The sequence below is a fragment of the Enterococcus sp. 3H8_DIV0648 genome, from assembly GCF_002140655.1.
In the GTDB taxonomy this organism is placed as follows: Bacteria; Bacillota; Bacilli; order Lactobacillales; family Enterococcaceae; genus Enterococcus_A; species Enterococcus_A hulanensis.
On record NZ_NGLG01000002.1, the window covers coordinates 503,572 to 516,825 of the forward strand.

Annotated in this window: 10 protein-coding genes and 1 pseudogene; 1 reads left to right on the top strand and 10 read right to left on the bottom strand. The window is 44.0% G+C overall.

Annotated features, from left to right (window positions below):
- Nucleotides 1-9: 9 nt before the first annotated feature.
- The 9 genes from A5875_RS18780 to A5875_RS18825 form a co-directional block, all read right to left on the bottom strand.
- On the bottom strand, nt 10-1,053 hold the full coding sequence (locus A5875_RS18780; protein ID WP_088935106.1) for a peptidylprolyl isomerase: 1,044 nt from the start codon (nt 1,051-1,053) through the stop codon (nt 10-12).
- A gap of 167 nt (nt 1,054-1,220) precedes the next feature.
- A complete protein-coding gene (locus A5875_RS18785; RefSeq protein WP_088935107.1) occupies nt 1,221-1,751 on the bottom strand; it encodes a ClbS/DfsB family four-helix bundle protein in 531 nt (176 codons plus the stop codon).
- Nucleotides 1,752-1,889: 138 nt separating this feature from the next.
- Nucleotides 1,890-3,638, bottom strand: a complete 1,749-nt coding sequence (gene cydC, locus A5875_RS18790) for a thiol reductant ABC exporter subunit CydC (protein ID WP_088935108.1) — start codon at nt 3,636-3,638, stop codon at nt 1,890-1,892.
- Entirely contained in the window at nt 3,635-5,347 is a 1,713-nt protein-coding gene (cydD, locus tag A5875_RS18795; RefSeq protein WP_088935109.1) for a thiol reductant ABC exporter subunit CydD, read from the bottom strand. Before cydD ends, cydC begins: the two co-directional genes overlap by 4 nt.
- A gap of 636 nt (nt 5,348-5,983) precedes the next feature.
- On the bottom strand, nt 5,984-7,006 hold the full coding sequence (gene cydB / locus A5875_RS18805; protein ID WP_088935111.1) for a cytochrome d ubiquinol oxidase subunit II: 1,023 nt from the start codon (nt 7,004-7,006) through the stop codon (nt 5,984-5,986).
- Entirely contained in the window at nt 6,999-8,414 is a 1,416-nt protein-coding gene (locus A5875_RS18810; RefSeq protein WP_088935112.1) for a cytochrome ubiquinol oxidase subunit I, read from the bottom strand. Before A5875_RS18810 ends, cydB begins: the two co-directional genes overlap by 8 nt.
- A gap of 322 nt (nt 8,415-8,736) precedes the next feature.
- Nucleotides 8,737-9,630 (bottom strand): diacylglycerol/lipid kinase family protein, encoded by an 894-nt coding sequence (locus tag A5875_RS18815; protein ID WP_088935113.1) that lies wholly within the window; start codon nt 9,628-9,630, stop codon nt 8,737-8,739.
- Nucleotides 9,631-9,883: 253 nt separating this feature from the next.
- Nucleotides 9,884-10,534 carry a DUF2922 domain-containing protein gene (locus A5875_RS18820; RefSeq protein ID WP_088935114.1) on the bottom strand — a complete coding sequence of 217 codons (651 nt, stop codon included), beginning with the start codon at nt 10,532-10,534 and terminating at the stop codon, nt 9,884-9,886.
- Nucleotides 10,535-10,585: 51 nt separating this feature from the next.
- On the bottom strand, nt 10,586-10,969 hold the full coding sequence (locus A5875_RS18825; protein WP_088935115.1) for a hypothetical protein: 384 nt from the start codon (nt 10,967-10,969) through the stop codon (nt 10,586-10,588).
- Nucleotides 10,970-11,218: 249 nt separating this feature from the next.
- Between A5875_RS18825 and A5875_RS18830 the strand changes: the two genes are divergently transcribed.
- Nucleotides 11,219-12,277, top strand: coding sequence for a nucleotidyltransferase domain-containing protein (locus tag A5875_RS18830; protein ID WP_088935116.1), 1,059 nt, complete (start codon nt 11,219-11,221; stop codon nt 12,275-12,277).
- Between the two features lie 133 nt (nt 12,278-12,410).
- Here A5875_RS18830 and tnpA read toward each other — a convergent pair.
- Nucleotides 12,411-12,884: pseudogene (gene tnpA, locus A5875_RS18835) on the bottom strand (IS200/IS605 family transposase).
- Between the last annotated feature and the right edge of the window lie 370 nt (nt 12,885-13,254).

Consider the following 13,254-nt stretch of genomic DNA (forward strand, 5'->3'; position numbering starts at 1 on the left):
CAAGCCAGATTAATTCTGACTTGCTTTTTTAAAGCTGATTTTCTGGATCATTATTGGCTCTAACGGCGCATCCTTTTCATCGGTCATTTGACTAGCGATTGCGCGCACGACTGGCATGCCTTCAATCACTTGACCAAAAACCGTGTAACGTCCGTCCAGCTCTGGAATGCCGCCGACTGCTTCATAGTGGGAACGAACCTTCAGCGGCAGGTTCATGCGATACAATTGTTCCTGATCGACATGATTGCGCTCCACGATGTAGAACTGATTGCCATTGGTATTCGGTCCATGATTGCCGAAGCAAACCGCGCCATCAAAATGATACAGGCCTTCATCGACCTCATCTTCAAAATAGCCGCCGTAGATCGACTGAGCTTCTTCGCCGGAACCATCCAATGCGCCGCCTTGAATCACAAAATCCTTGATTACTCGTGCAAACGGTGTGCCATCATAGAAGCCTCTTTTGGCAAGCCCGCGCCAATTTTTGACTGCCTTCGGTGCGTCCTGCTGGAAAACCCGCAGAGTGATCGTTCCCGCGTCCGTTTCGATTTGGCAAAGCTCCTCATTCGGTCGAACCGGTGTCAGCTGCAGCAAATATTGATTAGGGTATTTGATGCCATGATCTTGCTGAATGATTTTCTGGATATACCAGTCCAGCTTTTCGCCGTCTGCTAGCCGAGCGACTTGGAGCAAATAGGTGTACTCTTTTTTCGGTGTCGCCACACGATAAGTGACTAACCCCCGCAGATTATTGCGGCTATCGCCTTTGATCTTATATAGACTCATGAAACGCGCTGTTAAAAAGGTTAATTTTTGCCCTTTTAAAGGAGTAAAATGCTTGCCTTCCTTACCCAAAACGAAGGCTTCTAGCACTTCTTCCTCTCCTGCAGCTAATTTTTGAGTGAAGTCCTGCAGCCGTTCCTCGATCTCCTGTTCGTCCCAATGACGCGGGATCAGATGCTTGGTGACGGTTTCATTTCCCAGCTTCTTCTTCATTATGATCGCCGCGGCACCTAGAACGCCAGCAGCTAAAACAACCTTGCTCTTTTTCATATCCTGCCTCCAACCTGCATTTTCTTTAATTGTACCAGAAAAACACATGGTCAGTCATTCGCCTAGAGACAAGTGGTAGGATATTTCTAAATATCTTGTTTGCGATATTTTTAGCTCGTTAAATCAATTCCAAAAAAGAGCAGATCACGCTGCTCTTCATCCATCGTTTATAACGACTTCTTGAACTTTCTGATTTTCTTCGCGGCCCAATCATAGTGACTTGAAGTGGCTGAAACAAAGTAGCTGCCTAGCGGACTGCCGCCTACCCATGGAAAGACACCTTTTGAAAATAGCTCATCATTAGTAAAAGTGTCCGCCAGCTCCATTACCTGCTGATGGCTTTCATCCAACAATTGACGAGCTTCTTCATAGCTGGTGGTTTGGTGCTTCTCCCAAAATTCGATATTCATCGCACCATAGTTTTTCCAGTTATAGCCTTCTTTTAAAAATTGCTGCGCCTTGCCTGCCTGATTCGCCTTGACCCAATTCAGCAGCAGTTGATGCCATTCATATAAGTGAATCAAGACATCCCGCAGGTTTTTGTCCCGTTTCCAATGAGCTTGTTTTTCCTTTTCGACATCAAAAGTAAAGGTCGCATTTAGGCTTTCTGTTGGGAGCGAGCCCAGCAAATCGCTCATTTTCTTGTAGCCCTCGCTGCCTGCTTGCAGTAAATCGTTTTTTGTCGTTGGTCTTGCCATAATAAATTCCTCCTCGTAGCTCTTTCTTTAATACTAGTATGGACCAGCACGTAACGTGGGAGTCAAGGGGAAAAGTGAGATTATTTTACTCACAAATAGCAGAAGCCTCTCCAGACGAATACCGGAGAGGCTTCCACTTTATATAATCCCTTTATCGATTTGTTTCAGCTTTCGATAATGGGCGTTGCTTTGTTCTAAGTCAGCGGGACTGCCTTGCATTGTTAGGTGGCCGTCTTCGATAAAGATGACCTGATCCATCGCATCGATCCCCTGCAGATGATGGGTGATCCAGATGACCGTTTTTCCTTGAAGCTCATGGAAAAAGGTATTGATCAACGCTTGTTCTGTCACCGGATCAAGTCCGACGGTTGGTTCATCTAATAAAATAATCGGTGCCTCCTGCAGCAAAATTCGGGCTAAGGCTAAACGTTGCCGCTCGCCGCCAGAAAAGCGCAGACCGGCTTCATCCACCATCGTTTCTAGACCTTCTGGTAAATTTTCCACCAGCTCTTTCAGACCGACACGAGTCAAGACTTGCCAAAGCTCCACATCTGCCGCCGCTTCATTTCCGATTCGCAGATTATTCGCGATCGTAGTATGGAATAAGTACGGCGTTTGATGGATAACTCCTAAGTATTGGCTGATGTCGTCGCCGAACTTGTAAGTCTCCTCGCCATTCAGCGTGATTGCCCCCTCAGTTGCCCGCAGATCGCCGCGAATCAAATTGGCTAACGTACTCTTGCCTGAGCCGCTTCGTCCTAAAATCGCGATTTTCTGCCCTGGACGCAAGGTCAGATCAACGCCTGATAACACGTCCTTTTTGCTTTCAGGATAATGATAATGCAGCTGATCGATCTTCAAGGTCAATGGACCAGAAACGGTCGGCGCGACTGTCTGCTGCTCCTGAATTGCCGGCAGATCGTTCAAATTTTTGATGGAGTCTTGATAGCTGTTGGTTTCTTGTGCGGCAGCCGGCAGCGGCGCAAAGGCATCGATCAATGGAAAGACCGATAACACAAATGCCGCAATCCAGTTTGCGGCTCCCCCATGATTTCCGGGAAATTGACGACTGGTCCAGAATAACAGCGCGATCGTGATCACGCCAAACATCAATTGCAAAATGAAATTGCGTTTGCGCTGGAAGCTTTGCAGCTTACGATTGACTTCACGCAGGGCTTCTTCGGATTCTTCATGGTGGTTCACATAATCCTGCCCCCGTTGACTAAAAATCCAATCGGACACGCCTAAAACATTATCCGTCAAATCGCTATATAGCTGATTTTTCATTTGCTTCTGCTGTTCCTGCCGTGCACCGTTGATGATCACAGACCACAATGGCAGTAAAAATACCACGATCCCTAAAAGCAGCAGCATCGCCAAAGCGAAGAAGGGTGAAAAATAGCCGATCCCGATAATGATAAAGACATACAGCAGCCACGCGATGATCGTTGGGAAGATCGTCCGCAGATACAGGTTTTGAATATGGTTGATATCCTCAGAAAGCAAACCGAGAATATCACCTGTGCGATGATTCTGTTTGAAAAAGATCGCGTCCTGCTCCAATGAATCATACAGCTTCACTCGTAAGTTCGACGTCATCTTCAAGACCCAGTTGTGACTGACTAGACGTTCGACATAACGAAAGACTGGCCGCCCGATCCCGAATGCTCGCGTCAAAACGATTGGTACATAGATCAGCAGAATATTCTCTGGTAAAGAAGCCGCCCGACTGATCAAAAAGCCTGAGTTGAACATCAAGGCACCGGCACAAAAGAACGTGATGAAGCCTAAGGTCAGTGCTAGAAACAGCGATTTCTTGTACTGCTTGAAAAAGGGTTTGACCCATTCGTCTGTTTTTAAGGCTTGGAATAAGCCGATTCGATTCATGCCTCATCACCTCGCAATGCCTGACTCAATGTTGTAAAGGCGCCATTTTTTTGTTTCAATTCTTCCAAGGTTCCCTGCTCCACCAGCTTGCCATGATCCATCACCAGCAGATAATCCATTTCCGCCAGCCAATGCAGGCGATGAGTCGCAAAGAACACCAAATGATTTTCCATCAAAGGAAGCATTCGTTCCTTTAATTCCACTTCTGTTTCAATATCCAAGTGAGCTGTCGGTTCATCGAACAATAAAATCTTCCGCTCTTGATCCAAGAAGGCTCGTGCTAATGCGATCCGTTGCGCTTGTCCCCCGCTTAACGTCCGCGCGCCTTCGCCTAAAATCGTGTCTAAGCCTTCCGGCAATTCCTGCAATAATTCTGTTAAGCCGGTAACTTCAACGGCCTTCAATATTTCCTCATCGCTGGCCTGCGGATGATAAAAGGCGATATTTTCCCGGACCGAGCGTTGGAAAATATAGGGATTTTGCGGAATATAAATGAGCTGTTCCTGCCACTGCGGCTGGTCAAAAGCCGGTATAGTCTGCTCATTCAAGCTGATCTGACTTTCATCCGGTCGCAAGAAGCCGCTCAGCAAATTAATCAGGGTAGATTTTCCTGACCCGCTCATCCCGATGATCCCGATTTTTTTATAGCCTTGTACGGTAAAATCAACCTCTGCACCTAGTTTTTCCGCATAGTTGTAACGCATATCTACCGTCAATCGGCTATCATTTGACCACGTTGGCAAATCGATCGTCGCAGTCTGACTCTCTGATAATTCCAGAATCTGATTAACGTCATCCATCGCATTTTTCCCGTCCAAAGTCGCATGATAATCACTAGAAAAATCGCGAATCGGCAGAAAATACTCCGGCGCCAAGATCAATACCGTCAACGCTGGAAATAAGAAGATCGCTTCATTAATCAAACGCAGCCCCAACATGACCGCGACCACAGCCACCGATAATGTCGTAAAGAAATCCAACGCGAAGGTCGAAAGGATCGCGACCTTCAACGTGCTCATGGTCGCCTTGCGGAAGCGTTCGCTCGTCGTATAGATGCTCTTGCTGTATTGCTTGCTGATGCCGAAGAATTTCAAGGTGTCGATCCCCCGCAGCGAATCAATAAAGTGGTTCGACAAAATTTGAAAGACCGTGTATTGTTTGTCCGCCTTGCTTTGCGCCGCATAGCCCAAGATGATCATAAAAATAATGATCAACGGAAAGACGATCAATAAGACCACCCCAGATTCCCAGTCCAGCAAAAAGATCGCGACTAATAAAATCCATGGAATGATCATCATATTCAGCATTTTCGGCAGAATCAAATGCAGGTATTCCTCCACCTGATTGATCCCATCCAGTGCGGTGGTGACCACGCTGCCGGTCCCCTGCTTCTGCACGACCTCAGGGCCTAAGCGAAATATCTTCCGCAGCAATTGACTCCGCAGATCTTTGGCTTGCTGGTAAGCATACTCTTCTAAAAAATGCTCCCGCAGATAAGTCATCAGGTGCCGCAGCGCGAAGGAAGCAAAGAACAGCACTAGCCAGTTGATTTGGTTGTTTAATCCTTCCCCGTTCCATAAATGAGTAATCGCCATCGCTAAGCCGTACGCTTGCCCAATTATAAAGATTGCTTGCAGGACAGCAGATCCTGCAAGCAACATCAGAATTTTTTTGATACCGGGAAGTTGTAATAACTTCTTGTCGATCATGGTTGAGCTCCTAATTCCTATTAATGTATTCATTTTTCAAAAAACGAAAAATGAGTTTGATTGTCATGCCGTATATCATCCAGCTAAACTGCTTGCATGTTAGTAAGAGCATACTTCTGTGTTTGATGCTCCTCTTTTTTATTCTGCTAAAAGCTGGACTGACATCCTAATTCCTATTAATGTATTCATTTTTCAAAAAAGACGAAAAATGAGTTTGATTGTCGTGCCGTATATCATCCAGCTAAACTGTTTGGGTGTTTATATGAGCAGAATTATACGTTTGATGCTCCTCTTTTTTATTCTGCAAAAAGCTGGACTGACATCCTAATTCCTATTAATGTATTCATTTTTCTAAATGCGAAAAATGAGTTCGATTGTCGTGCCGTATATCATCCAGCTAAACTGCTTATATGTTAGTCAGTGCAAAATTATGCGTTTGAGGCTCCTCTTTTTTATCCTGCTAAAAGCTGGACTGACATCCTAATTCCTTTTAATGTATTCATTTTTCAAAAAGACGAAAAATGAGTTTGATTGTCATGCCGTATATCATCCAGCTAAACTGCTTGGGTGTTAATTGGAGCTATATTTTGTGTTTGAGGCTCCACTTTTTATTCTGCTAAAAGCTGGACTGACATCCTAATATCCAGATTGTGCTTCAACTTCATGGGGATGTTTGATCCGTTTACGGAAAATGTAGTACGTCCATGCCGTATAACCTAATACGAACGGTAAGATCGTCAATGAAATATATGACATGATCTTCAACGTATACGGACTTGATGAAGCATTTTCAATCAACAGGTCATTGCCGGGGATCGAGCTGATCAAGACCCGCGGGAACAAGCCGCTGAACAATAAAGCCACTAAAGCAATCAAGGTCAAACCGCTAGTAATAAACGCCAGCATTTCCTTATTTCTAAAGACAGAAACATTCGCGATCACTGTAAGCAGCACGATCACAGCGAGTAAAATCAACGTAACCGCAAAGTTGTTTTGGAAGAAATCGGTTTTGAAATACATCAGCACCGCAAATGCCACCAAGCCAACGTACAGTACGCCATATAAGAATTGCGCGTAATTTTTTGCCCGATAACGAACCGGACCTTCTGTGCGCAACGCGATATAATTCAGTCCGTGCAGGTAGCACAATAAAGTCAACGCTACCCCGCCGACGATGGAGTACAAGTTGATGTAATCCGTAAAGGTCGCCATCATATTGTGATTCGCATCTAACGGCATGCCTTGGATCATACTAATGAACAAGACGCCGAAAAAGAATGGGACAAGAAAACTGCCGATACTCAATGTCCAGTTCCAGAGCTGTTTGTGTTCCTTCGGCATATGACTGCGGAACTCAAAAGACACGCCCCGGATAATCAAACCGAACAAAATAATAAACAGAATCAAGTAATACCCACTGAACAATGACGCGTACCAATATGGAAATGATGCGAACATCGCTCCGCCGGCCGTCAACAGCCAAACCTCATTGCCATCCCAAACCGGTCCGATCGTTTCTACGATCTGATCTTTTTCATGCTCATCATGAGCTAACGTCTGTACCGACATGCCGACACCAAAGTCAAAGCCTTCTAAAAAGAAGAAGCCGGAAAACAGGACGCCGATCAATAAAAACCATAATAACTGTAAACTACTCATGAGTGAACGCCCCCTTGTCGAAAGGATCAGTTGAATCCGTGTCCTGATTCATTTGATCAAGTCCTGGTCCTTTGTTTAATTCTCGTTTGACTAAATAAATCATCGTTACCGCCAAGCCTGAGAACAATAGGAAGTAAATGATATTTGATGTTAATAATGAAGCGACCGAAACATTCGGCGAAACACTGTCCTCAATAGTAAACAAGCCATAAACAGTCCATGGATAACGTCCTAATTCAGTGACTAGCCAACCAGCGGTATTTGCCAAAAACGGCGCAAAGGTACAAAGCCCCATGACCCACAGCATCCAGCGTTTTTCATAAAGGATCGGTTTCTTCTTCCGGGTGAAGAACAAGCCCAGAATCGCTACTAACAACATTAGCATACCAAAGCCGGCCATGATCCGGAAATTCCAGAACAAGACATTTACCGGCGGATAATAATTGCGGTCGCCGTATTTTTCGACCAATTCTTTGTTAACAGTATCCATCCCTTTGATGGAACCAGATGGTTTATTATAAGAAAGAATACTTAGCATATAGGGGATTTGCACACCAAATACCTGCTTATGCTCCCGCTCATTGTCCCAAGCGATCAAGGTCCACGCCGCCGGGTCTCCTGTATCCTCGTAGGTTCCTTCCATCGCCGCAAATTTCATCGGCTGACCTTCAATCAAGGCCTTCATTTGCGCATCTCCTGCACCTAAAACCATGATCGAACCAAATAAAGTGATCACAAGGCCGATCCGCATTGATTTCATGAAGAATTCCCGCATCTGAGGTTCTTTGCGTTTTAACAATTGGAAGGCCGCAAGTCCTGCCGCGATCATCCCGCCCATCGTGATCGCTGCTGCGATTACGTGGCCAAATTCATACCATACTTTTGGATTGGCGATCACCGCACCAAAGTCAGTCATTTCTGCTCGTCCGTTACGAAGGGTATAACCGACTGGATGCTGCATAAAGCTGTTTGCCGCTAAAATCCAGAAGGCCGATAACATCGAAGCAATCGTTACTAACCAAATAAAAACCAGATGCAGGCCCGGTTTTACCCGATCCCACGTAAAAATCCAGAGTCCTAAGAATGTCGACTCCATGAAGAAGGCCAATAAAGCCTCTATTGCTAACGGCGCGCCAAAAATATCTCCGACGAACCGTGAATAATCTGACCAGTTCATCCCAAATTGAAACTCTTGGATGATCCCAGTCACGACGCCCACCGCAAAACTCAATAGGAAAATATTTCCCCAGAATTTCGCCAATTGCCGATATTTTTCATTTTTCGTTTTAACATATAAAGTTTCCATAATGGCTACAACCAAAACCATCCCGATCGAGAATGGCACGAAGAAAAAGTGAAAAACCGTCGTCATGGCGAACTGAAAACGGGCCAACGTCACTATATCCATTTTAATTCCTCCCCTACAATTGTGAATAACAAAACTAAAATAAAAACCCTTTCTGTACTAACTATAATCCTTAACAAATAAATTGCCAAATGTTCAGCCTATGCGCTTTCCTTTTACGAAATTTGAGGAAAAAGGAAAAAAACTATTTTAGTGAAAAAAATTGCTGAATTCTGCCGAAAAAATCCGTCCCAATCTGCTTTTACTGATAAACACTCTCACTTTTAGTCGCATTTTGGCGAGAATTTTTAATGAGAAATTTAGATTGGGATTGCCAAAAAAAAATAGCCGCCCGATCACTATGATCGAACGACTTCTTTAAAATTTATTCTCCGCCATAATAAACTTCCAAATGCTGCGGCAATACTTTAAACGACAACGGCAGCGCCGGCCCCTCATCGCCATCAACACTCGGATGCAGATCCGCGTCCTCTTTCACCGTCAAACGGCCTTCCTTAAATGGTCGATAACCGATATTTTCGGTGGATTGATCCACGCCCTTAACAATATCCGGCACACTCTTCAGCCGATCCGCGATGCTTTGATCCTTTAGATACAGCAAATACAGATTGCCGTCATTATTTTTCGCCTCTGGAACGATATGAGTAAAGCCGCCGATCGTCCGCGTTAGCACGATCACCACCGCACTACTTTCGATCTCCGTCTTTTCGCCATCGATTTCTAAAGTAAAATGATAATGTTCATCATTGAAGACCTCTTTGACGCCATTGACAAAATACGCCAGCTTGCCAAACTTCGTCTTTTCCTCCACGTCCACATCGCTGATGGCTTCTGGAATACTGCCGACAGACACGATGTTCATGAAATAGTCGTCGTTGAGCTTGCCGATATCCAAGGCGGTTTTTCGCTCCACATCCAAAGACGCGATCGCCTCTTCAGGGTCCATCGAAATATTCAAGGAGCGCGCCAAATCATTCACTGTCCCCAGCGGGAAAAAGCCGAATTTCGGCCGATACTCCTGCTCAGCCAGACCGCTGATCGCTTCATTGACCGTTCCATCGCCGCCCATCGCAAAGACACTGTCGACCTTTTCCTCAGCAGCTTCGCGGGCAAATTTCGTCGCGTCGCCGCCCTGTTCTGTCTCTCGTACCTCTACTTCATCAAAAAAGCTTTCCAATTTTTCTTGAGCCTGCTTCTTGTAATCCTTCGCCTCTTCATTCCCAGAGCTGGGATTGACAATCAATACTGCTTTTTTCATCGCTGCTTCTCTCCCTTTTTTTGCTAAACTGGAACATGTTGGTATTTTTTTAGTATAGCAGGTAGAAAGTGATTTACCTTCGCAGACGACTTGAAATGAATGTATGCCAAAGAACCTGAAACCGAAAGCCGCTTTTTTTCAAGCCAAACGCTGCTTTCGGATCAGGTAATCAAGTCAAAGAAAGGAATAACGTGCGCACTAGTTATTCCCTCAAGGCAATTTCTGCCATGACTAGTGTTGGATTCAAAATAGTTTATTCTTTAAGCCAGCCTAACATCCGCCTTCGCTTTCCTTTTACGAGGGGCGATTGCGTCGCCTTGGGGGCAGGTTCATCGATCCTGATAGTCAGGATGAAGCGGTCTGGATGTTTCTCATCCTGATCAAGGTCCACAATAGTGCTGTTCTGCGGCTTGAGTGCCATCATTAACGACACAGCTTCCATTTGGTTCATATCTCCTTCTTCGACGCCTTCAGGCAGCTTAAATACAAGGCGCATAAGTTCGGGTTCGATCATTTCCTTTTTCACGATCAATTTTTGCAGATCGCGGGGCAGTTCGGCAGAATTTTCTGCGACTTCGACAACGGGCTCAACGATTGGTTCAACGATTGGTTCAACGATTGGTTCAACGATTGGTTCAACAACCGGAACCTCCTCTTTAATTGGTTCAGAGACTGTCTCTTCTTGCTCTTTATTAAAAACGGGTGTCACGATTTTCTCGATAAATTTCGCACCAGTGACTTTTTGGAATAACTTGACACCGTCTTTTTCAAATAGATTGAGTGTCGTTAATTTTTCTAGCGTCGCTTTGATGGCGTCATTAGGCTTATTGGGATCTGGGTCCTTCATGCGCCAGCGGTGTGTTTTTCCTTCACTGTTTTCAAAAGTTGCGGCTAAACTTAACATGCTTTTCTTCCTTTCGTTTTAGCATTTTTATTCTTCGGCTTGTTTTATCTGTCATGAGCCCGCTAATCCTTGCAGCGGCTCCTTGATGAATTGCGTATATAATTCCTCCAGCTTTTCAGCGAAAAAGGTTTTAGCCGGAAATAGGCGCAGCGTTATCAAACGCCAATCCTTTCCGTCAAAATATTCCTTAAAGTAAATATAATAGCGGCGCAATGCACGGGTTGATTTAGTTTTTAAGAATAGATGATGAACTAAGTCCTTCAAGAAAAAGGAAAAATCCGCTGTCCCCAACTCATCTCGCACCTGAAGCGCGATCAATATCTGGACTGTCCCATTTTCATCGCGAGTCTCTTCGTAATAATCCATCAGACGTTTCTCGATGGTTTTTCTCTTTAATCTGAATATTTTTTCGATTGTCAGCTTCTTGTCTAACATATTGTCGCCTCCTTGTTTGCTTGTGATCACGCTTAAACGATACTCCCAGAAAAGCAGCAAAGTCAATTGGGTTTTGATGGTTGGCACATTTTGTCCAAAAAGTGTGCCATTTTTTGACTTTTTTTAGAAATACGCAAAAATAGCTTGACAAAAATCTCGGATAATTTGCCGATTTTCCACTGGAAAACCGTTCTTCTTATTTTTGATCCATGCTATAGTTAGTTAAAAAGCCTATGGAAAGGAGTTTTTATGAAGCTTCAAGAGCAAGTTTTAACCTATATAACTCAGCGAACGAATCACTTAGCCGAGGAAATCGCTTTGGTCGTGTGCTACGGCTCCTACGTCACTGGAAATGCCACAGCGCTTTCCGATGTCGACGTGTTCTACATTCCCCGCTCAAAAAATCACGAGCTGTCGGAAACCTTCATTTTAAAAGGGATCGGTTATGATATCTTCCCTTTGTCATGGGAAATATTGGAGGAGATTGCCGATTTCAAAAACAGTTTATCGCCTTTACTAGGTGATTCTCGGGTAATTTACAGCTATTCACCGCAGGAACTGCAGCGTTTTGAGGATTTGCAAAAACAAATGCAGCGGCAGCTGGCGGACAAACAGCTAATGCAAGAACGAGCAATTGCGCGTTTGACAAAGGCTGGCAAGCTTAATCAAAAAATTCAGCACACCGATAGTCTCAGCTTTGCCAGAGAATTAGCTGCTAAACAATTAAGTTCACTTTCTGAAAGTATCGCCTATCAAAATCAAACCTATTTCCATAAAGGAATGAAGGAACAATATCAAGAACTGCAAAAAATGGACGCACTGCCTGAGAAATTTTTGCAAGGCTATCAGGCCATCCTACAAGCTCAAACGTTACCAGTATTACAACAGGCTGCTAAAAAACTATTTACGTCAACATGTGCGTTTTTGCATCAACCAGAAGCTCGTTATCCAGAACCCGTTTTAACTGCCGAAATTCCCAGCTCAAAACCCGACTATCATCAAACCGCCAGCTGGTATGAGGAGGTCTGCTCCAGCTTCAACAAAATCTATAGCTGCGAACAAACTGGCAATGCTGCCTTGGCCTTTTTGACCGCCGGCAGCCTGCAAAGCTCGCTAAAAGAAGATTTATCGATCGACTTGGCGACGACTGATCTGCTTAGTTTTTATGATTTCAAGGATTTAACGCGGCTCAGCAAACAAGCCCGCGCCATCGAACGTGACTGTGAGATCAGTATCATAGCCGGTGGAGGGACGATTCATCGCTACGATACCGTCGACGAATTGTATCAGCGACATAAAATGAAATGATGAACAAATCAAAAACACCCGTGAAAACGGGTGGTTTGCTCTGCAGGTAAAACCCCTTGTTGCTATGACTACATCTCAAGACGTTACCCTTCACATTGTTCAGTATCCGTATCTTTGCCACTTTCACAACCAGTTAAACTGGTTTATTTTTTCGAAATCTTCCATCTGAAAATGGATATTCATACTCTCTTACATTCAATTTGTCGACTGCTTGGTCGTGTTACGCCTGCTCTCTAATATACATTCAATCCCACCGTACTTACCAATAACGTTCTGCCCAAAATTTTCGATTTCCATACTTATATCTCAAATTGGCATGTTTTTCGAAGATCATCAGTGCGCTCTTTCCTTTCAGATACCCTGCAAAATTTGATACACTCGTTTTCGGTGGAATACTCACTAAAAGATGAGCGTTATCTGGCATCATATGTCCTTCAATAATCTCTATCCTTTTATACTTGCACAAGCGTTGAAAAATCTCTATTAAATCTTTTCTCACTTGATTGTAGATCACTTTTCGTCTAAACTTTGGAGTGAAAACAATGTGATATTTACACATCCATTTAGTGTGCGCTAAGCTGTTTGCTTTGTTTACAAAAAATACCATTCCTTTCTTTTTGAGCCTGAACACTCTTATTGTAAAGGAATGGTATTTTTGGTGGTAAAACCACTTATCTTTTACCTGTGTAGCAGGTAGTTTATTTGTTTCGGACAAAATACATCCGAAACTGGGTATCTAGGCCATAAAATCAAAATTGGAGCATGAGTTTATTTTGAAAGTTATGAACTACTTCATATAAAGTCTCTATCAATGTAGGCTTTGTAGCATAAAACCTCAATAGCATTGACACATATCACAATACTGTAATAATGGTTACTAAGGTTCACTAATTAACGATTCGGAAAAAAACGCTGAATTACATACAAGACAATTAAGTATAATCTAATTGTAGGGGGCTATTATGTTACAATCGATA